Source organism: Hymenobacter sp. J193 (assembly GCF_024700075.1).
Taxonomy (GTDB): Bacteria; Bacteroidota; Bacteroidia; order Cytophagales; family Hymenobacteraceae; genus Hymenobacter.
Map to the genome: position 1 here is coordinate 4,712,912 of NZ_JAJONE010000001.1, position 23,123 is coordinate 4,736,034.

General features: G+C 58.6%; 25 protein-coding genes. 8 read left to right on the forward strand and 17 right to left on the reverse strand.

What is annotated here, in order from left to right:
- Positions 1-23 precede the first annotated feature (23 nt).
- Positions 24-1,163: a tetratricopeptide repeat protein gene (locus LRS06_RS20645; protein WP_257873253.1), complete on the forward strand. Its 1,140-nt coding sequence runs from the start codon at positions 24-26 to the stop codon at positions 1,161-1,163.
- 785 nt (positions 1,164-1,948) lie between these two features.
- Positions 1,949-2,995, forward strand: coding sequence for a hypothetical protein (locus tag LRS06_RS20650; protein WP_257873254.1), 1,047 nt, complete (start codon positions 1,949-1,951; stop codon positions 2,993-2,995).
- 354 nt (positions 2,996-3,349) lie between these two features.
- Here LRS06_RS20650 and LRS06_RS20655 read toward each other — a convergent pair whose 3' ends face one another.
- Positions 3,350-4,759 carry a glycosyltransferase family 39 protein gene (locus LRS06_RS20655; protein WP_257873255.1) on the reverse strand — a complete coding sequence of 470 codons (1,410 nt, stop codon included), beginning with the start codon at positions 4,757-4,759 and terminating at the stop codon, positions 3,350-3,352.
- Positions 4,760-4,802: 43 nt separating this feature from the next.
- On the reverse strand, positions 4,803-5,714 hold the full coding sequence (locus tag LRS06_RS20660) for a glycerophosphodiester phosphodiesterase (protein ID WP_257873256.1): 912 nt from the start codon (positions 5,712-5,714) through the stop codon (positions 4,803-4,805).
- A 109-nt stretch (positions 5,715-5,823) separates the two neighbouring features.
- Here LRS06_RS20660 and LRS06_RS20665 point away from each other — a divergent pair, with 109 nt between their 5' ends.
- Positions 5,824-6,798 carry a GDP-mannose 4,6-dehydratase gene (locus LRS06_RS20665; protein ID WP_257873257.1) on the forward strand — a complete coding sequence of 325 codons (975 nt, stop codon included), beginning with the start codon at positions 5,824-5,826 and terminating at the stop codon, positions 6,796-6,798.
- A gap of 21 nt (positions 6,799-6,819) precedes the next feature.
- Here LRS06_RS20665 and LRS06_RS20670 read toward each other — a convergent pair whose 3' ends face one another.
- The 5 genes from LRS06_RS20670 to hisF all read right to left on the reverse strand — a co-directional run bounded on the left by LRS06_RS20670 (position 6,820) and on the right by hisF (position 10,528).
- On the reverse strand, positions 6,820-7,473 hold the full coding sequence (locus tag LRS06_RS20670) for a lipid-A-disaccharide synthase N-terminal domain-containing protein (RefSeq protein ID WP_257873258.1): 654 nt from the start codon (positions 7,471-7,473) through the stop codon (positions 6,820-6,822).
- A 10-nt stretch (positions 7,474-7,483) separates the two neighbouring features.
- Complete coding sequence (locus tag LRS06_RS20675) at positions 7,484-8,263, reverse strand: glycosyltransferase (RefSeq protein WP_257873259.1); 780 nt, start codon at positions 8,261-8,263, stop codon at positions 7,484-7,486.
- A 141-nt stretch (positions 8,264-8,404) separates the two neighbouring features.
- On the reverse strand, positions 8,405-8,932 hold the full coding sequence (locus LRS06_RS20680) for a GNAT family N-acetyltransferase (RefSeq protein ID WP_257873260.1): 528 nt from the start codon (positions 8,930-8,932) through the stop codon (positions 8,405-8,407).
- Positions 8,933-9,025: 93 nt separating this feature from the next.
- Entirely contained in the window at positions 9,026-9,664 is a 639-nt protein-coding gene (gene hisIE, locus LRS06_RS20685) for a bifunctional phosphoribosyl-AMP cyclohydrolase/phosphoribosyl-ATP diphosphatase HisIE (RefSeq protein ID WP_257873261.1), read from the reverse strand.
- Between the two features lie 105 nt (positions 9,665-9,769).
- Positions 9,770-10,528 carry an imidazole glycerol phosphate synthase subunit HisF gene (gene hisF / locus LRS06_RS20690; protein WP_257873262.1) on the reverse strand — a complete coding sequence of 253 codons (759 nt, stop codon included), beginning with the start codon at positions 10,526-10,528 and terminating at the stop codon, positions 9,770-9,772.
- 59 nt (positions 10,529-10,587) lie between these two features.
- On the opposite strand from hisF, the gene LRS06_RS20695 reads away from it, so the two are divergent.
- Positions 10,588-11,016 carry a hypothetical protein gene (locus LRS06_RS20695; RefSeq protein ID WP_257873263.1) on the forward strand — a complete coding sequence of 143 codons (429 nt, stop codon included), beginning with the start codon at positions 10,588-10,590 and terminating at the stop codon, positions 11,014-11,016.
- A gap of 10 nt (positions 11,017-11,026) precedes the next feature.
- Here LRS06_RS20695 and hisA read toward each other — a convergent pair whose 3' ends face one another.
- The 10 genes from hisA to hisG form a co-directional block, all read right to left on the reverse strand.
- Positions 11,027-11,743: a 1-(5-phosphoribosyl)-5-[(5-phosphoribosylamino)methylideneamino]imidazole-4-carboxamide isomerase gene (hisA, locus tag LRS06_RS20700; RefSeq protein WP_257873264.1), complete on the reverse strand. Its 717-nt coding sequence runs from the start codon at positions 11,741-11,743 to the stop codon at positions 11,027-11,029.
- A gap of 150 nt (positions 11,744-11,893) precedes the next feature.
- The gene (hisH, locus tag LRS06_RS20705; RefSeq protein WP_257873265.1) at positions 11,894-12,484 is read right to left on the reverse strand and encodes an imidazole glycerol phosphate synthase subunit HisH; all 591 of its coding nucleotides are present in this window, start codon (positions 12,482-12,484) and stop codon (positions 11,894-11,896) included.
- Positions 12,485-12,705: 221 nt separating this feature from the next.
- Positions 12,706-13,818 carry a bifunctional histidinol-phosphatase/imidazoleglycerol-phosphate dehydratase HisB gene (gene hisB, locus LRS06_RS20710; RefSeq protein ID WP_257873266.1) on the reverse strand — a complete coding sequence of 371 codons (1,113 nt, stop codon included), beginning with the start codon at positions 13,816-13,818 and terminating at the stop codon, positions 12,706-12,708.
- 71 nt (positions 13,819-13,889) lie between these two features.
- A complete protein-coding gene (locus LRS06_RS20715) occupies positions 13,890-14,654 on the reverse strand; it encodes a tRNA(His) guanylyltransferase Thg1 family protein (protein ID WP_257873267.1) in 765 nt (254 codons plus the stop codon).
- Positions 14,644-15,093 carry an ATP-binding protein gene (locus tag LRS06_RS20720; protein ID WP_257873268.1) on the reverse strand — a complete coding sequence of 150 codons (450 nt, stop codon included), beginning with the start codon at positions 15,091-15,093 and terminating at the stop codon, positions 14,644-14,646. The genes LRS06_RS20715 and LRS06_RS20720 overlap by 11 nt, the downstream gene beginning before the upstream one ends.
- Positions 15,093-15,500, reverse strand: coding sequence for a hypothetical protein (locus LRS06_RS20725; protein WP_257873269.1), 408 nt, complete (start codon positions 15,498-15,500; stop codon positions 15,093-15,095). The genes LRS06_RS20720 and LRS06_RS20725 overlap by 1 nt, the downstream gene beginning before the upstream one ends.
- 3 nt (positions 15,501-15,503) lie before the next feature.
- A complete protein-coding gene (gene hisC / locus LRS06_RS20730; protein WP_257873270.1) occupies positions 15,504-16,556 on the reverse strand; it encodes a histidinol-phosphate transaminase in 1,053 nt (350 codons plus the stop codon).
- A gap of 66 nt (positions 16,557-16,622) precedes the next feature.
- Complete coding sequence (locus LRS06_RS20735) at positions 16,623-16,958, reverse strand: hypothetical protein (RefSeq protein ID WP_257873271.1); 336 nt, start codon at positions 16,956-16,958, stop codon at positions 16,623-16,625.
- 88 nt (positions 16,959-17,046) lie between these two features.
- Positions 17,047-18,348: a histidinol dehydrogenase gene (hisD, locus tag LRS06_RS20740; RefSeq protein WP_257873272.1), complete on the reverse strand. Its 1,302-nt coding sequence runs from the start codon at positions 18,346-18,348 to the stop codon at positions 17,047-17,049.
- 113 nt (positions 18,349-18,461) lie between these two features.
- On the reverse strand, positions 18,462-19,313 hold the full coding sequence (hisG, locus tag LRS06_RS20745; protein ID WP_257873273.1) for an ATP phosphoribosyltransferase: 852 nt from the start codon (positions 19,311-19,313) through the stop codon (positions 18,462-18,464).
- A gap of 512 nt (positions 19,314-19,825) precedes the next feature.
- Between hisG and LRS06_RS20750 the strand changes: the two genes are divergently transcribed.
- The 4 genes from LRS06_RS20750 to LRS06_RS20765 all read left to right on the forward strand — a co-directional run bounded on the left by LRS06_RS20750 (position 19,826) and on the right by LRS06_RS20765 (position 23,115).
- The gene (locus tag LRS06_RS20750; RefSeq protein WP_257873274.1) at positions 19,826-20,728 is read left to right on the forward strand and encodes a DUF2911 domain-containing protein; all 903 of its coding nucleotides are present in this window, start codon (positions 19,826-19,828) and stop codon (positions 20,726-20,728) included.
- 90 nt (positions 20,729-20,818) lie between these two features.
- Positions 20,819-21,388 (forward strand): Crp/Fnr family transcriptional regulator, encoded by a 570-nt coding sequence (locus tag LRS06_RS20755; RefSeq protein ID WP_257873275.1) that lies wholly within the window; start codon positions 20,819-20,821, stop codon positions 21,386-21,388.
- A 139-nt stretch (positions 21,389-21,527) separates the two neighbouring features.
- Positions 21,528-22,310, forward strand: coding sequence for an IS5 family transposase (locus tag LRS06_RS20760; protein WP_257869898.1), 783 nt, complete (start codon positions 21,528-21,530; stop codon positions 22,308-22,310).
- A 31-nt stretch (positions 22,311-22,341) separates the two neighbouring features.
- The gene (locus LRS06_RS20765) at positions 22,342-23,115 is read left to right on the forward strand and encodes a sterol desaturase family protein (RefSeq protein WP_257873276.1); all 774 of its coding nucleotides are present in this window, start codon (positions 22,342-22,344) and stop codon (positions 23,113-23,115) included.
- The last annotated feature ends 8 nt before the right edge of the window (positions 23,116-23,123 follow it).

Below are 23,123 nucleotides of genomic sequence, written 5' to 3' on the forward strand. Positions count from 1 at the left end.
CATTTTTCTTCAAAAGAAACCCAATGAAGAAGTTCCTCCTGACTATTGCGGCCGCCTGTGCTATGCAAGCCGCCCTGGCCCAAAACTCAGCCGTAACCAATGCCGTCCTGTACCAGCGGCAGGGCACCCTGGACAAAGCCCGCACGGAGATTGACAAAGCCGTTCAGAACGAGAAAACCAAGGGCAAAGCCAAAACCTGGTACACCCGCGGCGAAGTGTATGAAGGCATGCTGGGCATGCCAATCTACAGCAAGATGCTGCAGCCCGGCGAGGGCGCAAAGGTGGCCTTCGAGTCGTATCAGAAAGCCATTGAGCTGGAAGGCAAAGACAGCGAATATGGTAAGCTGGCCGTGGGCAAGCTGGACAATCTCTATGCCGTGGCCCTCAACGCCGGGGTAGAAAATTATAACGGCCAGAAGTACGACGATGCTATCAACTCGTACAAAATGGCCCAGCAGATTCGCCCGCAGGATACTACGGCGTATCTGTATGCTGCCTACGCCTCGGAAGCCAAGCAGGATTTCGCCGGTGCCAAGGAAAACTACAACAAGCTGATGGGCATCAACTACAAGTCGCCGCAGATGTACGGCCGCTTGCTGCAGATTGCCCGCCAGGAAAAGGATGAAGCCGCTGCCCGCAAAGTGGTGCAGGATGCCTTGGCCGCGTATCCCAACAATAAAGGCTTCATGCTCGAAGATCTGAACATGGAGCTGAGTGCCGGCCGCGGCAAGCAGGCTCTCGACAAAATTGACCGCGCCATTGCGGCCGACCCCACGAATGCCAACCTGTACGCGGTGAAAGGCTCGATTCTGGACCAGAACAAGCAGACGGATCAGGCATTTGCCGCTTACAAGAAGGCCGTAGAAATTGACCCGAATAACTTTGATGCGCAATTCAACCTGGGCGTGTACAACTTCAACAAAGGTGCCGACCTGTACACGAAGGTGAGCCGCATGGATCAGGCTGCTTATATGAAGTCGGGTAAAAAGATGGAAGCCGATGGAAAGAAGTACTTTGACCAGGCGCTTCCATACTTCGAGAAAGCACTGGAACTCCAGCCTAAAGATCAGGCAACCATCAAATCACTGAGCCGGGTATATACCACGCTCAAGCGCAATGCTGACGCAGAGCGAATGAATAAGATGCTTGATGGCATGAAATAGGGGAGACAATTTCTTAAGTAAAACAGGCCGAATTAGCTATTCGGCCTGTTTTATAAAACATCACTTAACATAATATAAATTATAAGACAAAATCATAGGTTGATATATCAGGGCCCGTAGGTTGATATATCAGGGCCCGTTAGTTGGTTCTGGCTTCTGTTTATATTGGTATTAGTAAGCAACTGTAGGTAAGTAACTAGATACGGTTATCCCCGCCATTATTCTGGCTCTGGTCTGTTTGGCCAGCCAGTGACGAATATATCATTGATGGCACGCACGCTCAGGCCCGTGAGTCGGGCCGTTTCGAGGCCGTCAAATCCAACGCTTCCTAAGCCACTTATTTATATGAATGAGTCCCTGTTTCTGATAAAGATTCCTCTTCAAGATTTGAGTACAGTCGGTGCCTGCCTGCTAGGTATGATTTGCGGGCGCCTTTGACTAAGCCACTGGTTTTGCTTCATATAATACGTCTGAGGCGTATGCGGATGTAGATAAGATTTTGTTCAGCTTCTTTCCTTTACGGACCCATGCCTCGTTTTAGAGCAATCCTTACTCGATGTAGTGTATGCCCTCCGCTCCTTTCAGGTCCGCCCCTACGGTAGTTTGGTATATAATATTTGTTACATGGGTTAATGTTATTGTAGTGATTAATATTTTTGAGTATTAGACTATAATGGCAATAAAAAGTACAAAAAAGTATGTGAATAATAAGCTTTTTTGTACTTTTATTGACTTTATACCATTACTCTTTACCTTTATTGCTTTCATTTCAATTGCCTCTGTTTATGCCTAAAACCATTGACTACCCACGGACCTCTTATACCAGTGCCTGGGAAGTAGCTGAAGTAGTAGATGATACCGGTGGTAAATGCGCACTGGAAACCACTGCTCGTAAGTTGAATCGAAAAGTAAGCGGATCCTTCAAGGCTATTGTAGGTTCTGCTGTCAAGTTCGGTTTACTTACCAGCAAGCGGGAGTTTCTAACCACAACCAACCTGTTTCGGCGGATCAAGCACGCCTATGACAAACAGGAAGAAAAAATCTACCACCGGGAAGCCTTTCTTCATCCTCCGCTATTCACCCAGATATGCCGGAAGTTCCGCAACAGAGAACTTCCCGTACATATGCTGGACGTGATGCTCATTCGGGAGTTTGGCGTAGAGGAAATCAATGCCCAGAATGTAGCCAAGGCTTTTATTGACGGGGCCCGCATGGTCGACATCCTCGACGAGCAAAACACGATTGCGGATATCGATCAGCTCACGGCTCAACAGGGCCCCCGGCGTGAGTTAGCCGCTGGTGATATGCCCCTGAATATATTTCGTGGTCCTCGCTCATCGGAGTCCAGTGACTCCGCGGCCAGCAGAACAACTGTACCTGTATCCGAAGCGTCTACGGCTCCCACACTGCCAGAGCCTATAAATAGTCTGCCGGCAACCCCTCCGCTTGTACCCTCTGTTGAACCTGCTCTGGATGATGCAGATGATCCTGTCTCAGCATTGTTCAATCTGCCTTCCCGCAACTCGGGAGTAGTTGCCAGTTCGGATAAGAGTTCTTCTACGGTTTCTTCTCTGCAGCCAAAACTCCCGGCTTCCTCCATCAGTCATGCAACAGAACCTCCAATAACTCCCCCGCAAGGACCGGTTTACCCAAATCCATCAGCGAGCCAGACAACTCCAGCAGATCTACCACAGAACACTTCTACTCCCATATTCCGCATCCAACTCAGCGGTCCGGGTCTGCATACCGATCTAACGATTCAGGACGCTACCGACCTGGCAATTGTGCAGAGCCTGCTGGAAAAAATACGGCGGCAGGTTTCCCATGAGTAACTTTTCAATCAAAAAAAGCCACCCTGGATGGTACTGGCGTAACCCTATCCAGGGTGGCTTTTTTTGATACTGGGTTCTGCCAGGTATGCCTATAACAATGGACGCACCAGGAACACGAACAGTTGTTCCGATTTTCGGTCCCGGCCCACGTAGAAGCTATCCACTTTGCTTATCGTAACGGGTGGCAGCTGCTTGCCAAGAGCGGCAGCTGAGACTGTGGGCTGAGAATTTATAATGACAATTGGAGTAGCCAGCAGCCGGGTGGTATCCGGCTGCCAGCGCGGCACGGCACGACCGGCCGCCCATACCTGCTTGATGTGCAATTCATTAAGACTGTACCAGACATACGGTTTGTCATCCAGCGTCGCCCGCACGTGCTGCATACGCTGAATGTCCGCCTCGCCCTTCCGGCTCTCCCACTGCGGATACGCGGGCATCAATAAGACCAGGACGCTCCCCATCAGCACAACCGAAACCAGCATCAGCCCAGCGGGTTTTAGTGTGCCGAACCCTGACCGCCAGGCAAACGCCCCCCAACAGCCCCGCAACGAACGTAACCAGCCAGAAATGCAGACTGTCCGGCGTAAACCCCGGCAACGCTACCACCAGCATGGCGATGGGCAAAGCTACGCACACCACTAGCAGCAAACCCGCCCAAATGCCCACCAGCACCCGATCAGGCCGGCTGGCGGCCGACGAGCGGAACGTGGTTTCCCAGCTCCGCAGAAGCCCGGTGAGCAGCAGTGCCTGTGGCAGCATCAGCGGCAGCATATACCGCTCTTTCTTCTCGGGTACCACGCTCAGCAGGAACAACGTGACCAAGAGCCACCCAAGGCAAAAGACATACGGGATGTACCGCGCCGCCCGCTGGCGCGCATACGGAACCACCAGGGACACCAAGGCTACCAGGGCCCACACCCCGGTAAACACCGGAAAATTGACGTAGTACCAGGACGGCTGCACGTGCCGCTCGCCCCAGGAAGCCACTTCTACCCGAGCTACAACCAATACTTCCGGCTGCACGTGGCTCCATACATACCAGGGCCAGAAACCACCTACCACCCCTCCTGTTACCAGAAACAGCAGAATGCCTACGATGGGCTTGGCTATGGCGCCGGGCCGGGGCCCCACACGGGTGAAGTAAACCACCAGAAAAGGCAGCAAGAGCGCATACAGGGCTACCGGGCCTTTGCTTAGGATGGTGAAACCCAGCAGCAAGCCGGCCCCGGCATACGCCCCTAATGCCCCCGTGCGAAGCCCACGCACCAGCAGCCAGAGGCAGCCTACCATCCAGGCGTTGGAAAAGATGTCCCACTGCCCGTCGCGGCCCACGGTGATGAGCAGCAGGCTGCTGGCCAACACTACGGCCGCCAGCCAAGCCGTGCGCCCCGGCGCATCAGCTTCTGCCGGCAGCAGGCGGGTAAGCTCCCGGGCCAGTCCCCAGAAAAAGAAAACCAGCAGCGTGGCCATGCAGACGGCGGGCAGACGTAAGATGCCGAGGTTATCGGTAGGCCCCGTCAGGGTTTGCAGGGCGGCTACCGCCCAGGTAGGCAGCGGAGGCTTGGCCAGGCGGAGGGCCCCGTTCATGGTCGGAATCAGCCAGGAGCCGCCGGCCACCATTTCGCGGGCCGCCACAAAGTTGCGCGCCTCCATCAGGCCCACCTCCGGAGTGCCCAGGTGCACGAAAAAATTACAGCCGCAGATAAGCAAAACTGAAACCACCCGCCCGACGCGGGTTTGCAGAAACCGGGTAAATACTGTCAACTTCTCTCGTGCGGTTTTAAGTGGAAAATGCGCTGATAACTGCTTACTGTCCCTGATGCCGGAGTGCCTGCCGGCGCAGCCGCAGCAGCAACTGCACGTTGTCAGCCTCAAGGGCCTCGGGCTGGCAGGCCAGCAGCCGCCGGATGGCCTTCGGGGAACGGCCTCCGAAGATGACAACCTGCCGGCCCACCCGATGGATAGCCGCGCTCCGCTCGGGAGTTGCCACGCGCTTGGCCAGCACTACCGCCTCTACGCCCAGCTCCTGCGCCTGCTGAAGTCCGGCGTCGAAGTTTTCTGTCACCTCCAGGCCCAGTGGCACCCCAGGCAGCAGTTGGCGCAGATAGCGCAGTGTGGCTGGCTGGCTGGTTAGAATCAGGAGGCGCTGCGGAGGAATGGCATAGTGACTCAGCAACGCCTGAAGTGCCCGGGCCAGGGTGCGGGAGCGGGTTCCGTCTCCGTAGGGGGTACAGTCGTCGGATTCGTGCAGGTCCAGGTGCAGGATGGGGAATACGGGGCGCCGGGCCAGGCGGGCCAGCACAGTATCGAGGCGCTGAGGCCGTTCCCGCTGCAGCCAGTCGTAGGGCCAGCCACCGCGGTAGCGCAGCGCCAGCACCGCGGTGGCTGGCGTGGAACTCAGGCAGCCCGTGGCGGCAGAAGTCATGGACGGTAGGTTGGTATTATGGTACAGCAGTGGAATGCTGTCCTGGCTGAGCTGGACGTCAATTTCCACCCCATCGGCCCCGCGCCGCAAGGCCCGCACGATACCGCGCCAGGAGCTGGGTGGGGAAGAATTGAACGGATTGATGGGCGTGAAAAACCCAGAGCCAGCGTGCCCTATCACCTGTACCTGACTGACGGACAACGGCGTGGCGTTCTGCGCCCGCGCCGCCAGGAGTCTGCCCAGAACCAGCGCCCAGGTTAAAAAGGCCTTCCAGCCCCATAAAGGTTGTTTCATAGAAGTGAGTGCCTACGTACGCTACGGCGGCCGGGTGGCAAAATCGGCTACCTTTGCCTTCTTCCCTGCTTGTTTTCGGGAAGCCTCCCTCCTGTTTTCTCTTTTGCCAATGGCGTCTGTATTGGTCTCTGGTTGCGCTGGATTTATTGGGTCACACCTAGTGGAGCTACTGCTGCAGCGTGGGCACTGCGTGACGGGCCTGGATAACTTTGACCCGTTTTACGGCCGCCATCGCAAAGAACAGAATATGGCCGGATTCCGGCAGCATCCGCGCTTCAGCTTTCACGAAGTGGACCTGCGCCACGGCCAGGACGCGCTGGTAGACGCGCTGCCGGCCGACCCGATTGAGGTAGTGGTCCACCTGGCCGCCAAAGCCGGCGTAGGCCCCTCGGTGCACGCGCCCATCGACTACCTCGACAACAACGTGCTGGGCACCACCCACCTGCTGGAATGGATGCGGCAGCGGGGCATCCAAAAGCTGTTTTTTGCCTCGTCCTCTTCTGTATACGGCAATACGCCGGCGCGGCCGTTCCGGGAAGACGCCAACCTGCAGGCCACGTGCATCTCGCCCTACGCGGCCTCCAAGCTCACCGGCGAGCAGCTCACCTACACCTACCACCACCTCTACGGGCTGGACGTGCTCAACGCCCGGTTTTTTACCGTGTATGGCCCCCGCCAGCGGCCCGACCTGGCCATTCACAAGTTTGTGCGCCTGCTGCAGGCCGGACAGCCCATTCCCGTGTTTGGCGACGGCAGCACAGCCCGCGACTATACCTTCGTGCTGGATACAGTGGCGGGCATTTCGGCGGGCGTGGAACATCTGCTCACGCACACGGGCGTGTACGAAACCCTGAACCTGGGCAACAACCGCCCCGTAACCCTGCGGGAGCTTATTAAAGCTGTAGGCAAGGCCGTGGGCGTGGAGCCCGAGCTGCACTTTCAGCCCATGCAGCCCGGCGACGTGGACGTAACCTTCGCCGACATTACCAAGGCCCACCAGCTCTTGGGGTACGCCCCCCGCACTCCCCTGGCCGAAGGCCTGCAGGCTTTCGTGCAGTGGATGAGTCAGCAGGAAACGCCGTAATAGAAAGCAGAACTACCGGCTTTAGCCAATGGATGCCTGCTGCCGGGCCCGGGCCTGCTCCCGCCGAAGGAGCACAATGTTGCGGGCGTACACCACCGAGCCAAACACGTTCCCGATAAGCAGCACGGCATCCTGGCGCAATGCGGCGTACACTAGAATAAGCACTGAGCCGACGAAGCTGATAACCCAGAAGCTCAGCGGTAGGGAAGACTCGCCCTTGCGCTCTGAGTAAATCCACTGGTAGACAAAGCGCAGCAGAAAAATGGTTTGCCCGATGGCGCCCAGCGCCAGCAGCCCGGCCGGAATGCGGCTGCCCAGCATGGCCCGCAAACTGAAGTGCTGAGTGCCCAGGATAAACCAGCCCAGCATGGCCACCGGAAATACGTAGGCGGCGGCCCGGAACCAGCCATTGAGCTTGCGCCATTCGCCCAGCAGCTGCAGGTTGCGGATATAAATAGCGTAGCTGATGAGCTGGGCCAGCAGAATAACCGGGTCGTGGCGCAGAATGCCGTAGACAATCATCAGAAACGAGGAAACCAGGCTGATCTGCCAGAACAGCGTGGGCACCAGCACCCGCTTGGCCCGCTCGCTCTGCACCCATTGCAGCACAATCCGGCACGAAAACAACAGCTGCGAGACCAGCCCAATGCCCAGGGCAACGGTTTGCGAAGTCATAGCGCCTGACTTAGTTGCCCGATGACTCGGTTACCGCGGTTTCGGCCCGGTGGTGCTCCCCGATTTCGTAGTTTTTCCAGCGGCTGCGGATCCAGCGGAAACCAAACGTATCGACCAGCGGCTTCCAGGCCCGGTTCCAGAGGTTATACTTGGCCGTGCCGGCAAAGCGCGGGAAGTGGCGCACCGGCAGCTGCTTCACCTTACCGCCCTGCAGCTGCACCAACGCCCCCAGGAAGCGGTGCATGCCATGGAACAGGGGAATGCGGCGGGCATAGTCGGTTTTGATGATTTTCAGCGGGCAGCCCGTGTCCTGAATCCCGTCGTTGATGAGGGTGCGGCGCACGGTGTTGGCAATGACCGACGACAGCTTCTTCACGAAGGTATCCTGACGCTTGGCCCGGATGCCGTTGACCATATCAAACTCTGGCAGAAACTCGAAGAAAGTCATAAAATCCAGCGGCGTGGTCTGAATGTCGGAGTCGATGTAGCCGATGAGCGTGGTGCGGGCGTGGTCGATGCCGGCTTTCACGGCCGTGCTCAACCCCCGGTTCTGGCTTAGGCTGATAAACTCGTAGGCCGGCTTCTGGCGGCAGACCTCGCGCAGAAGAGCCAGGGAATTGTCGGTGGAGCCGTCGTTCACGAACAGCACGGTGGTGGGCACGGGGGTTTCAGCCAGGAACTTGTCCATCTCCACCACAAACTGCCCCAGGCTTTCTTCTTCATTATACACGGGCACGAGCACCGTGAGACTTTGGGAGGCAAGGTAAGCAGCGCGGTCAGGAGCAGGCATAGAAACAATGGGTAAAACGGAGCGCAAAGTACGGAAGGTTTTCAGGAAGCGTAGCTGCCCCATACGCAACCGGGCCCAAACGAATAGGTTTGGGCCCGGTTGCAAGAGTAAGACAACAAGTAAATAGCGGAACGGAAGAAGCTACGCGGTCCACTCCTCGCGCAAAACCGACATCACCAGCTTGTCATGAAACGCCTGCTTGCGGAAGCATGCCTGGCGTAGCCGGCCCTCCACCTGGAAGCCCGCTCGTCGATAAGCCTTCACCCCTCCCTTATTCGGCTCGGAAACCGTCAGCATAATCCGGTTCAGGCCTAACTCTGCAAAGCCCCGCGCTACAATTTGCCGGGTAACCGTCGTGGCAATGCCTTTGCCCCAGTACTGTTTATCGCCCACCAGGATGAAATATTCGCCGGATTGATTGACCGTTGAAATGCTGGTAATGCCCGCGTAGCCAATCAAGTCCTCGGTTTCGGCCAGATAAATTCCCAGTGTCAGGCTTCGGGTATCCGCCAGCGTAGCCGTCAGCCATTGTGTAACTTCAGCCAGTGTATTCAACTGTTGAAACACTGACAGCGAGTATGCAATAACTTCCGGGTCCTGAATCCACCGAAGGAAAATAGCAGCTTGTTCGGCATGTAGGGGTAACAATTGGATAGCATAAGAAGTCATAAACTACAGAAATAGTAAGTGAGTGAACGTTGCCCGCCTTTATAAGCCCACAGACAGCTTTTCACAAGGGGCTAGCTGTTCGATGCTACTCCGCTACTCCCGGCGCAGACCGCCGGAGATGGTACTGTGGCGCTGCCTGAGCACGGCTACCACATCTTCTATGGATAAGCCTGAGGCCGTGAGCAGCACCAGCAAATGGTAAAGCAAGTCAGCGGCTTCGCCTTTAAGGCCCTCGGTGTTGCCGGCTACCGCATCAATAACAGTTTCGACGGCCTCCTCTCCCACTTTCTGGGCTATTTTGGGCATGCCCTTGCGAAACAGCGAGGCGGTGTACGATTTGGGGTCTTCGTCGGGGTGCTGGTGGCGGCGCTGCACCAGGCGCTCCAGCTCCGCCACGAAGCTCACAGCCGGGGCTGGGTAGCGCACTTGGTCGGGCTGCTCGAAGCAGCTGGTGGTACCCCGGTGGCAGGTGGGCCCGTCGGGGTGGGCCAGGATGAGCAGCGCGTCCTGGTCGCAGTCTTCGTGCTCACTTACCACGGTGAGGTAGTTCCCACTGGTTTCGCCCTTGGTCCAGAGGCGCTGCTTGGAGCGGGAAAAGAACGTCACGCGGCCCGTCTGACGGGTTACGCGCTGCGCTTCTTCGTTCTGGTAGCCCAGCATCAGCACCTGCCCCGTATGGGCATCCTGCACTATTACGGGAATCAGCTCATCGGGCATTTTGGCAAAATCCATTCTTTAGTATTGAGTAGTTGGTAATGGGTAATGAGTAGTCGGGCTGGCTGGTATCAATGACATGAGCTGTAAAACTCTACTCAATACTACCTACTCACTACTACTTTACAGCCGCACGGCAATGCCGTCCTGGCGCAGGTGCTCTTTTAGCTCGCGGATGCCGATTTCGCCGAAGTGAAAGATGCTGGCGGCCAGGCCCGCATCGGCGTGGGCCAGCTGAAAAACGTTGGTAAAGTCCTGCTTGGACCCGGCCCCACCCGAGGCCACTACCGGCACCGACACGGCTCGGCTCACGGCTCCGGTAATGTCGAGGGCGAAGCCGTCCTTGGTACCGTCGTTGCTCATGCTGGTAAGCAGGATTTCACCGGCACCGCGGTCGGCCACCTCGCGGCACCATTGCACAGCGTCGAGGCCAGTGTTGTGGGTACCGGCGCGGGTGTAGATCTGCCAGCCCTCCGGCTCGTGGTACCGGGCATCGGCGGCCACCACAATGCACTGGGAACCGAAGCGGGCGGCCAGCTCGTCAATCAGCCCGGGGCGCGCCAGGGCAGCCGAGTTGATGCTCACTTTGTCGGCCCCGTTCATAAGCAAAGCTTCCACGTCAGCCACCGTGCCAATGCCTCCACCCACAGTGAAGGGAATATCCAGCTCGCGGGCCACGTCGCGCACCAGGGCCACCAGCGTGGCGCGCTTCTGGTTGGTGGCGGTGATGTCGAGGAACACCAGCTCGTCGGCGCCCTCGCGGGCGTAGCGAGCGGCCAGGGCCACCGGGTCACCGGCGTCGCGCAGGCCCTCGAAGCGCACCCCTTTCACGGTGCGCCCGTCCTTCACGTCGAGGCAGGGTATGATTCGTTTGGTTAGCATTGGGTTGTTTGGTTTTTGTCTGAGGCTATCTTTAATCCACACCTTCTTGTATTAAGTGAATGGGGCAGATTAATTGGCGTAGAGCTTATCCAGAATTACGAGTACTTGATGAAACGCCTGAATTTCTACTAGGACATAGTTTTGAGGACGCCATTCTCATTCGAAAAAGAAATGGTGAGCATGTCTTAGAAGACGACTTCTATGGCGACCCAGCCTGCGGCTACATAAGTCGCACCCATAAATGGGCAGTAGTTGCGGGCGAGCATGTTACAGTATGGCATTCGAAGCGCGGTAAACAGATTATTCCTCTCACAGACAGAAAATATGTTCATGCACTCCGTTATGTTGGAGAATCACGCCTGCAGTTACTGGTTGATCCTTTCGGAAGCCACAGTGCTATCTGGGAGCTAAACGTTGAAACCAACGACTTCCGCAAGGTTCAGGACATCCCGACTTGTGCAGAATACACGGAGGAAATCAGTTGGTAAAATTAAACAGTTACAGCCAGGGCCTCAGTTGCTCCAGCGTGATGGTGCCTTCGTAGATGGCTTTGCCGATGATGGCCCCGTGCATGCCCACAGCGGCCAGGGCTTCCACATCAGCCAGAGTAGTCACTCCCCCGCTGGCAATAAGTTGGGCGGCGGGCAGCTGCTCGCGTAACTCGGTGTAGGTAGCCAGAGACGGGCCCTGGAGCTTGCCATCCTTGCTCACGTCAGTACAGATAAAGGTAGTGGCCCCGCTGGCCAGGTAGCCCTCCACAAACTCGCGCAACGTCCGCTCACTCTGCTCAGCCCAGGCGTTGATGGAAATGTGGTTGTCGCGGTAGTCGGCCCCAATGATGATGCGGTCCGCCCCGAAGGTTTGAAGCCAGCCATTCACGGTGGCGGGCTCGCGCACGGCAATGCTGCCGGCCGTAATCTGCCGGGCCCCGGCGTCGAAGGCCTGGCGTACGGCTTCCTCGCTCTGCAGTCCACCCCCGAAGTCGATGTGCAGGGCGGTATGGCGGGCAATGCGCTCCAGCACGGGCAGGTTTACGGGGCGTTTAGCGCGGGCTCCGTCGAGGTCTACCAGGTGCAGGCGCTTTACGCCGGCCGCCTCAAAGCGTTGGGCCACGGCCAGCGGATCGGCGTCGTAGGTAGTCTGCTGGGTGAAGTCGCCCTCCGTCAGGCGCACGCACTGGCCGTTGATGAGGTCGATGGCGGGAATGATTTCCATTTAGGTTGGTACTTGGTGCTGATAGCGGCTAAGAAGAACGTTATGCTGAGCGGAGCCGAAGCATCTCTACTGAGGGTAATCAATTACTACCCCAACGAAGCGGTAGAGATGCTTCGACTCCGCTCAGCATGACTGTTCATCATTACGGGCTTACAGCTTGAGAAAGTTTTCCAGGATGCGGGTGCCGACGGGACCACTCTTCTCAGCGTGAAACTGCACGGCATAGAAGTTCTGGTGCTGCACGGCAGCGCTGAATGGCGCAGGGTATGTTGATTCGGCGATGGTGTACGCGCCCACCGGGGCGTAGTAGCTGTGCACGAAGTACACGTAGTCTTCTGCACCCAGCCCTTCAAACAACGGACCGCGCAGGGCCTGCAGGTTGTTCCAGCCCATGTGCGGCACTTTGAACTCCGCGGTGGCTGGGAAGCGCACTACATCGAAGGGTAGAATATTGAGCAGTTCGGTGCCCCCGCCTTCCTGGGTATGGCGGCCCAGCAGTTGCATCCCCAGGCAGATTCCCAGGAAGGGTTGCGTAAGCGTAGGCAGCAGCTCGTGCAGGCCCTGAGCCCGTAGTTCCTGCATGGCGGAGGCGGCCTCGCCTTCACCCGGGAACAGTACCTTATCGGCGCGGCGAATTATTTCGTGGTCGGCCGTGAGCGTGGCTTGCACGCCCAGTCGTTCCAGCGCAAAAAGCACCGACTGTACGTTGCCGCCTTTGTAATCAACTATGGCTATTTCCATTTGAGTATATTAAAGCAAGAGGTGTGAGTTTATTAGATATTATTCAAATGAATAAACGTGGTTTGCGTGATTTATTTGCTGCTTTTATCTTTGGGGGTTCGTAACGGAAGACCTTATCCCGCTTTCTTACAAAAGAGATGTTGGCTTCGCTCGGAACAACAAATTGCGCACAACATCTATCTAGGCAGACCTTTACCCATTTGTTTAAACAAATGGGTAAGCTACAGAATGCCTTTGGTGCTGGGGATTTCCATGCGGCCGGCGTCGCGCACCAGGGCCATTTTTATGGACTTGGCTACGGCCTTGAAGATGGCTTCGATCTTGTGGTGCTCGTTCTGACCCTCGGCTTTGATATTGAGGTTGCAGTGGGCAGCATCGGAGAAGCTCTTGAAGAAATGGTAAAACATTTCACAGGGCATATCCCCTACTTTCTCGCGCTTGAACTCAGCATCCCACACAATCCAGGGGCGGCCCGAGAAGTCAATGGCGGCCTGGGCTAGTACGTCATCCATCGGCAGCAGGAAGCCGTAGCGGGCCAGGCCACGCTTGTCGCCGAGGGCCTGGGTGAAAGCTTCGCCCAGGGCAATGGCCGTGTCCTCAATGGTGTGGTGCTCGTCGATGTGCAGGTCGCCTTGTACCGTGATGCGCATATCCACGCCCGAGTGCTTACTGAGCTGATCGAGCATATGGTCAAAGAAGCCTAAACCGGTGTGCATCTCAGGCCGGCCGTTGCCATCGAGGTTCAGCTCAATGCGGATTTTAGTTTCGTTCGTGTCGCGTTGTACCACGGCGGTACGAGCAGGCAGACGCAGAAACTGGTATATTTTTTCCCAACTCATGGTGGTCAGCGCGGCGCGCTCGTCGCCCTCCCCTTCCGGCTTCAATAGTATAGACTGGCAGCCCAGGTTCTGGGCCAGCTCCACGTCGGTCACTCGGTCGCCGATGACGAAGGAGTTTTTGAGGTCGTAGCCACTGCCTTCGCCCAGGTACTGGGTGAGCATGCCGGTGCCGGGCTTGCGGGTGGGCAGGTTCTCGTGGGGGAAGCTGCGGTCGATGTGCTCACGCACGAACTCCACTCCTTCCGAGCGCAGCACGTCGAGCATCATGGTGTGGGCCGGCCAGAAAGTATCCTCCGGAAAGCTGGCTGTGCCGAGGCCATCCTGGTTGCTCACCAACACCAGCTCATAATCCAGCTCGCGGGCAATGCGGGCCAGGCCGGTGATGGCGCCGGGCACAAACTGAAATTTTTCCCGCGTCAGCGCGTCCACCTGGAAATCCGTCGGCGGCTCAACGAGGATGGTGCCGTCGCGGTCAATGAAGAGTACTTTTTTCATGAAGAAGAAACTTGACGCCGAGTTGTTGCGGCCCGGCGACTTGAGCGTATACAAATAAACAGCGGCAGCCCTTAATCAGCCGCCGGTAAAAGAACCCGGACGAACTCTGCGTACGCATCGCCCAACGGCAATTCTAAATTGAGCGCGAGCCGGCGACGCATTGTTGCCACGGATTCCTGGGTATGCGGGTTGAAACCGATTTTCGGATACTCTTCCCAATACAGCCCCAGGCCCCGCTTTTGCCAGGCCGGCAACTCATTGTAGTTGATGCCGTGTGCAAACATTAAATCGTGCTTGGAGGCAGTACGCTGGCTCTTCACCTGCGCCGTGGCCTCAGCCACCGAGCGTCCCTGCTTGCGGAGGAGCCAGTAACAGTGCGCGTTCAGGGAGTTACGGGCCGCGTCTTCCTGCCGCCACCGGAAATAGTCTACCACATCCTGCCGGCGCGGCAGCTGGGAAATGCGGCAGTCGAACACGCCTACGTCGCCGAGCAAGAGGGAGAACTTAGCTGAGGCCTCGCCCGCCAGCACCGAGGTATACTTGCGCAGCTTGCGTCCAAAGGAATCCTCTGTGGGGTGCAGCAACAGAGAAATTTCGTCGCTCTGCGTGAAGCCGTAAACTATCCGGAAACCACAATCCAGCAGATGACGGGTGGTTTCGGCCATGTAGTCGCGCATCCGCACATCGAAGGGCGCCTCAAACGGGTGTACTTCCTTGGTGAGGCGGGTGAAGCCACGCCCATCCAAGCGGGCCACCAGGTAGAGGCCGGGCAGCGCGCAGTGGTCGTGGGCGGTTTCAAAAACGCGCATTCGCGCGTCGAGGTCGTCAAATTTCATCCTGCCAGTTGGTCACGTCAAATTCCTGATTGCCGAGCGGGCGCACAAAGTAAAGTTGGTCGAAGCCCTCGGCCCGGGTAGGCAGCTCCAGCCGATTGCGGGTAGCGCGTATTCCCTTGTCGGGCACCTGCCGCTCCGGCGGGCGCTGCTGGTTTCGGACGAGCGACTGTGCCGCCACCGACTGAAAAAAGTAGCCAACCAACTCGAAGCCTGCGGTCTTCCCAGCTGTCAGGTACACCGCCCGCTCGGCCTGCGTGGGGTTGGTATTGTCTATCACGCAGGGCTGTTGGGTTTGCAGGCACAGCTCCAGCAAACGCCGTTCCCGGTGGCGCGTGCGCAACAGGTCCAGGCTGATGCGCACGTGGGAGTGGAAAAACCGCTGTTGGTAGAACGTCGATTTTCCGGTAGCCTGAATTCCGCAGAACAGCACGAGCTGCATTACTCTTTCGTCGTAAGTGGTGAGTAATTCGACAACTGAAACTCTTTACAGATAACAAATCCTTCAAACCCACAAGTTGATTCAAAGGAGAAGAAGCGGTTAGCAGGGTCTGAGTTTATTTCATCCAACAAGGCACTTGGCAAGTGTTTTCGCATTCTGTGAAAGTAATCAGCATGCAAATTCATGAACTCACTAGACGAATCAGCTTCCCTCAAATTAAAGAGAATAGTCGTGTTGCCGAAATCCCAGAACTCTTGCAGCTCTACTCCTGAAAAAACAACTGTAACAGTCTCCGACAATTCTTCATTTTCCCATCGCTTCACTTCTAAGGTTACGCGTTTGGCCTTGAAGTCGATTTCTAGGTTCTCGACAATTCCATCCCCGATATACTCACTGTAGGCTGCCATACGCTACCCGGCAAACTCCCGCAGGGCCTGGAGCAGCAGCTCGTTCTCGGCGGGGGCTCCCACGGTGAGGCGGAGCGTGCCGGCGCAGCCGGGCTGGGTGGTGCGGTTGCGCACGATGATGCCCCGGGCTACCAGGAAATCATACACGGCCGTGGCATCGAGGTGGAAACGCACCAGCAGAAAGTTGGCATCCGAGGGGAACACCTCCGCCACGATGGGCAGCGCGGGCAGCCGCTCCTGCAGCCAGTCGCGACCCTTCAGTAACTGCCGGCGCAACTCCTCGAAGCGGGGCGCGTCGCGCAGGGCCTGGAGTGCGTGGCGCTGCGTGGCTTCCGACACGTTGTAGGGCGGCTTGATTTTGTTGAGGTAGCCGATGACTTCCGGCGAGGCGAAGGCCATGCCCAGGCGCAGACCGGCCAGTCCCCAGGCTTTGGAGAAGGTTTGCAGCACCACCAGGTTCGGGAACTCCGCCAGGCGGGTCGTCCAGCCAGCCGTTGGCGCGAAATCGGCGTAGGCCTCATCCACCACCACCAGTCCGCGGAAACCGCGCAGGATTTCCTCCATGTACTCGGCGTGGAGCAGGTTGCCGGTCGGGTTGTTGGGCGAGCAGAGCCACACGATTTTGGCGGCGGAAGCCAGCACGCCGGCTACAATTTCGGGCGAAAGCTGAAAGTCGGGCGTCAGCTGGAGGCGCTCCACGCGCACATCATTGAGGTTGGCGGCCACCTCGTACATGCCGTAGGTGGGCGGCAGGATAAGCAGGCTGTCCTGGCCGGGCACGCAGGTGAGGCGCACCAGCAGGTCGATGGCCTCATCGGAGCCGTTGCCGAGGAAAATCTGCTCGGGACGTACGCCTTTCAGCAGGGCCAGTTCGGCCTTCACGGCGCGCTGCAGCGGGTCGGGGTAGCGGTTGAACTGGTCGGGACCGGCGCTGCCGAGGCTGTTCTCGTTGGCGTCGAGCATGACCTGGGCCTCTCCTTGGAATTCGTCGCGGGCCGACGAGTAGGGCTTCATTTCCCGGATGTTGGGACGCACGAGGCTATCAAGGTTGAACATGAATCACGGATTTAAACGGATGTTTCGGATTTAACAGAACGTCATGCTGAGCTTGCTGAAGTATCTCTACTGATTTGCCTGCTCTAACAAGTCACTCCACGTGTCAACTAATGATGCATAGAAACTAGTCTGCCCAGTTGACTCGCCATTGCTTCCGACTGAAGCGGCTTCAGTATCTAAGAGAATCTCATGAATAGACTCTATTTCATCAGTTTCAAGATGAAGAGAGTATTGATTCGTGCAAAGCTGTTGCGGGGCATTATGCAACACCGGTTTTTCAAGCTGACTCCCAGCAAGAATATGAGAAACAGTCAGAGCTAACTGAGCTTCCCCAACGGCCACCAAGCAAGTATGCGTTGCTTTAAGCGTGGTATAGCTTATTGGGTGAAGTTGCTCTTTCACTCTCGTATTAATTTAGTTCTGACCTCAGCACGCGAGATGCTTCGACTTCGCTCAGCATGACGTTCTGTTTTCTTCCTATACTTAAGACTTACTCCTTCCCGCCGGCCAACGCCTCCAGGCGAAGGGTGACGGCACGGGCGTGGGCGCGGAGGCCCTCGGCTTCGGCCATGGTTTCCACCACCGGGCCCACGTTGAGCAAACCTTCGGGAGTGAGCCGCTGGAAAGTAATTTTCTTCAGGAATGAATCCAGCGACACGCCGCTGTAGTTGCGGGCGTAGCCGTTGGTGGGCAGCGTGTGGTTGGTGCCCGAGGCGTAGTCGCCCACAGCTTCCGGCGTGAGGTGGCCCAGGAACACGGAGCCGGCGTTGGTTACGCCTTCGGCCAGCTGCTCGGGGTTGCGCACGGCCAGAATCAGGTGCTCGGGCGCGTACTGGTTCGAGAAGTAGAGCATTTCCTCCGGCGTGCGCAGCAGAATGGCGCGGCTTTCCTGCAGGGCCTGGGCGGCTACCTCAGCTCGGGGCAGCTCGCGCAGCTGGCGCTCCACCTCGGCTTTGGTTTGCTCCAGTATATATAAGGAGTCGGACAGCAGCATCACCTGCGAATCGGGGCCGTGCTCGGCCTGGCTGAGCAGGTCGGCGGCCACGAAAGCTGGGTTGGCCGATTCGTCGGCAATGACGAGCACCTCTGAGGGGCCGGCCGGCATATCAATGGCCACGCCGTAGCGGGTAGCCAGCTGCTTGGCGGCCGTAACGTAGCGGTTACCGGGCCCGAAAATCTTATCCACGGCCGGCACCGAATCCGTCCCGCCGCTCAAGGCGGCCACGGCCTGGGCCCCGCCGGCCTTCACGATAGTACTGATGCCCAGCAGCTGAGCCGTGAAGAGGATAATGGGATTCACCAGTCCGTTCTTCTGGGGCGGGGTGCAGAGCAGGATTTCGGGGCAGCCGGCCAGGCGGGCGGGTACGCCCAGCATCAGCAGGGTGCTGAACAGCGGGGCGGTGCCGCCCGGAATGTAGAGGCCCACGCGCTGCACGGGCACCGCCCGCCGCCAGCACGTCACGCCCGGCATGGTTTCCACGCGCTCCTCCTGCGGTATTTGCGCCTGGTGGAACCGCAGAATATTGGCGTGCGCCTGCCAAATGGCCGTTTGCAGTTCCGCTGGCACCTGCGCCGCGGCGGCAGCCAGCTCCTCGGTCCCTACACGCAGTCCGCCGCTGAGGTCGGCCCCATCGAACTGGCGGGCGTAGTCGAGCAGGGCCGCGTCGCCGCGCCGGCGCACGTCCTCAAAGATCTGCTGCACGCGCAGCTCCACGTCCTGGGTTTGCTGCTGGGCCGCCCGCTGCTGCAGCGCCGCCCACTCCGCCTGTACGGGATATTGGAAGATGTTCATCTTTTAGGGTCTTGGGGACTTAGGGTCTTAGGGACTTGGATTTTGTTCAGCCGGAGCTTGAGGGATACGTAGGCTGATTCGACCATCAACCAAGTCCCCAAGACCCCAAGTCTCTATGAAATCATTTTCTCAATCGGGAGCACCAGGATGCCTTCAGCACCGACAGCTTTAAGCTGGCTGGTGATGTGCCAGAAGTCGTCCTCGTTCACCACCGACTGCACCGACACCCAGCCTTCTTCGGCCAGCTTGGTTACCGTCGGCGACTTGATGCCGGGCAGCAGGGCCTTCACCGCGTCGAGGGCGGCCACGGGGGCATTGAGCACGATGTACTTGTTGCGGCGGGCGCGGCGCACGGCCTGCATCCGGAACTGCAGCTGCTCCAGCAGCTCCTTTTTCTCGGCGCTCAGGTTCTGGTTGGCAATAAGCACCGCCTCGGACCGGAACACGGTTTCCACCTCGCGCAGGCCGTTGCCCAGCAACGTGGAGCCGCTGCTCACAATATCACAGATGGCCTCGGCCAGCCCGATGCTGGGGGCAATTTCCACCGAGCCGCTAATGGTGTGCAGGTTGGCTTTCACGCCGCGCTCCGAGAGGTAAGCGCCCAGAATCTGCGGGTACGAGGTGGCAATGTTCACGCCCTGCAGGTCCTGCACCGAATCGTAGGCGGCGGCGCGGGGTACAGCCAGGCTCAGGCGGCACTTGCTGAAGCCCAGCCCTTCGACCTCGAGGGCCGGGAAACCGGCTTCCACCAGCACGTTCTGGCCCACGATGCCCAGGTCGGCCACGCCGTCCTGCACGTAGCCAGGAATGTCGTCGTCGCGCAGGTAGAGGATTTCGAGGGGAAAGTTGGTGGCTTCGGTTTTGAGCTTGTAGGAAGCCGAGAGGAAGCTGATGCCGCACTCCCGAATCAGATTCAGGGAGTCTTCGCTTAAGCGGCCCGATTTCTGGATGGCCAGACGGAGCATATTTCTTTCAATTAATAATTACGAATTAGTAATGAGCAATTGCCCGGAATGGCCAACACTCAATCGTAATTCAGAATGGGAACCTGGGCGGGAAACAGGGCAACAGACCCAAACGTTGGAAAAAGGCCAATATTCGGCCGGGCCACCGGTTTTTCGGGGGCCGGGGAACCAGGGGTGCGGTTCGCCCAACGGGGTCAATATGATGCGTATATTCCTCTAGAAAGAGGAATGATGCCCGTGGTGATGGTGATGCTGGGTCTCAGACGCGCCGGCCCTGGCCAGGCGGCCCGCAACGGGGGCAGCCAGGTGGCTTGAGGGGCTCAGGAAAAGCGCGGAGAAAGGCATACGGGGCTTGGAGTAGCGGGGCAAAGGTAAGCGCGCCGGCCAGAGTTGAAAACTTTTCATCGGAAAAAATCAAATTAGCAACCTGTATCTTCGTTCTTTTCGCCCTGCTCCCACTTTTTGGCACTATTGTTTCGAACATGGGGCCGCACCTGTTGCTGGTTTTGCTTATGGCTTTTACGCGCTTTCTTTTCTCTGCCGGACTTTTGCTGCTGGCGGCCGGGTATTGTCCTACCGCCGCCGCGCAATCGGGCTCCCCCGATACCACCCAGGTACAGCTGCCGCTTCCCCAGGCCAGTCCCCGCGCCCTGCTGCAGCAAACCGTGGGCCTCACCGACGTAACCGTGGAGTATCATTCGCCCAGCGTGAAAGGCCGGGGCGTATGGGGCCAGTTGGTACCCTACAACCAGATCTGGCGGGCCGGCGCCAACGAGAATACCGTCATCAGCTTTTCCAGCAACGTGCACCTGAACGGCAAGCTGGTGCTGGCGGGCAAATACTCGCTCTTTGTGCTGCCCGTGTCGGACCAGGACTGGCAGTTTGTGCTGAATAAGGTGACCACCCATTGGGGCGCGGAGGGCTACGATGCAACCCAGGACGTGGTGCGCGTGCCCATCGTGCCGGAAGCTTCCGCCTTCCGCGAGACATTGTGCTACTGGTTTTCCGACGTGCGCCCCACGGCCGCGCACTTAAATCTGAGCTGGGAAAGGCTTACCGGCTCACTTGTCATCGAAACCGACGTGCACGCGCAGGTGCTGGCCGGCATCGAGCAAACCCTGGCCGCCCGCCCCAACAACTGGCAGCTGCTGGCCCAGGCCGCCGAGTATATGGTACAGAACAACCTGCAGGCCGAGCAGGCCCTGCACTACATCAACGAGTCCATCCGCCTCAACGAGTCCTACACCAACACCTGGATCAAGGCCCGGCTTATGGCCTCCAAGCAGGACTACGGCACGGCCGTTCTCTACGCCCGCAAGGCCCTCAAGCTCGGCGACAAAGACGACGCCAACTTCAAGGCCCAGCAGCCTAACATGCGCATTGCCCTCACCGAGTGGCAGGCCAAAGCGTACTAAGCATCTTCGATTATTTGCTCTCGACTCTAACAGGCGCCCCGAAACGGCGCCTGTTTTCTTATCGGCCGCGGAGGCATTACCTTGGCGAGCATGGAAGCGTTTCTTTCCGTGTGCGAGTCGATTCACCCGATGTCGGAAGGGCTGGTAGCGGCGCTGCGGCAGCTGGCGCACCCGGAAGCGGTGGCCGACCGGGCTTATCTGCTCCAGCCCGGGCAAACGGCCAATCGGCTGTATTTTCTGGAGCAGGGACTGGTACGCGGGTTTTACCTCAAGGACGGCAAGGAAGTCACGGCCTGGTTTATGCCGGAGGGGAATTTCGTGATTTCGATTCACTCCTTTTTTGCCCGACAGCCTTCCCATGAATACCTGCAGGCCCTGGAAGACTGCCGGCTCTGGTCGCTCAGCTACGCGCAATTGCAGCAGTTGTACCGGGAGTTTGCGGAGTTTAACTTTATCGGGCGCACGCTCACGGAGCGCTACTACATGCTCAGTGAGCAGCGGGCCCTGCACCTGCGCATGTACTCAGCCGCCGAGCGGTACGAGCAGCTTTTGCGCGACTTTCCCGACATCCTCCAGCGGGTGCCGCTCAAGCTGCTGGCCTCTCACCTGGGCCTCACCCCCGAAACCCTGAGCCGCCTGCGCGCCCGCCGCAGTTCTTGACATATATCAAGCGTTTCGAATCCCCGAAATCTGACTTTTGGAGCATCCTTTCACTTAGAGCGTGTTTGGGAATTAGGTTCGGGCCAAAAGAAACGAGCCAGTAAGTTGCGTGGGGAGTTCCTAGGCTCCTTTTCGCTTTATGGGTGAGTGCTATCAACCCCTTACTGACTCGCAGTGGCAAGTTATTGCGCCGCTGCTGCCCCTGCAACGCAAGCGCCGCTTGTGTTTGCGCCAAGTCGTTGACGCGTTGCGCTACGTGTGCCGCACGGGCTGCCAGTGGCGCAGCCTGCCGGCGTGTTTCCCGCCCTGGTCGGCGGTGTACTACTATTTCGCCCGCTGGCAAGCCACCGGCACGCTGCAACGGCTTAACGAGGCCGGCAACCGCGCCGACCGGCTGGCGAGTCAGCGCTTGCCCACCCCGTCGCTGGCCCTAGTCGACGCGCAAAGCGTCAAACTGGCCCCGCGCCTGAACCAGCAGCGCGGCCTCGACGCGCACAAACGGGTGAACGGCCGCAAGCGCCAGGTCCTGTGCGACACGGGCGGCCGCATCTGGCAGGTGGTCGTGCACGCGGCCAGCGGACACGACAGCCGGGCGGCCCACCCGCTCTTGCCCCGGCGCGAGCAGCTGCGCCCGGCCTGGGCCAGCCGGCTGCGCACCGTGCTCACCGACCGGGCCTACCACGGTCGTTTTGCGCAGCAGGTCCGGGCCTTGGGCTGGCAGCACCAAGTGGCCAGCCGCCCGCCCAGTGCCGACCGGGGCTTCGTGCCCGTGGCCCAGCGCTGGGTCGTGGAGCGCACCTTCGCCTGGCTCAACTGCTTTCGGCGCATCGTCGTGGATTACGAGCGCACCCCGGCCAGCCATGCGGCCTGGATACTGCTCGCCAATCTGACCATGACGTTACGACGTGCTACAACCGAGTGAATTCCCAAACACCCTCTTAGCTCCTTTGGTTATGGCTTCTCTATTTGCTGCGCTGCTCGTTGGCGGCTACCGCCTGTCAGCTCCGCCTCTGCTGGTCGTTATTTTTCTGGCGTTTGTCTTCTGCTTTGTGCTGGAGCGTGTAGTTCCAGGCTGGCAGCTGCCCTGGGTTCTCACCTGGCCGCGGCGGGTACTGACCGTCAACCTGGCCCAACTGCTGGTGGTTGTGGTGGCGGGCTTCACTTGGGAAAAATGGTTTTCGGCCTACTCGCTGTTGCACGTTTCCCGGCACCTGGGGCCGGTGGCCGGCGGCCTGCTGGCCTACGTGGTGGCCACGTTCGTATTCTACTGGTGGCACCGCTGGCGCCACACCCAGGATTTTCTGTGGCTGCACTTTCACCAGATTCACCACAGCCCCCGGCGCATTGAGGTTATTACCTCCTTCTACAAGCACCCGCTGGAAATGACGGTCAACTCGCTCCTTGGCGGCTTGCTGGTGTACACGGTGCTGGGGCTGAGTCCGGCGGCCGGTGCCATCTACACCCTCTGCACGGCCCTGGGTGAGTTTTTCTACCACACCAACGTGCGCACGCCCCGCTGGGTGGGCTACATTTTTCAGCGGCCCGAAATGCACCGCGTCCATCACCAGTACCAGCAGCACAGCCACAACTACGGCGACCTGGTGGTGTGGGACTGGCTGTTTGGCACCTACCGCAACCCTGTCCGCTTTACGGCCACCTGCGGCTTCGATGCCGAAAAGGAAGAGCAGTTAGGCGCTATGCTTCGGTTTAAGGACGTGCATCAGTAACCCGGGCC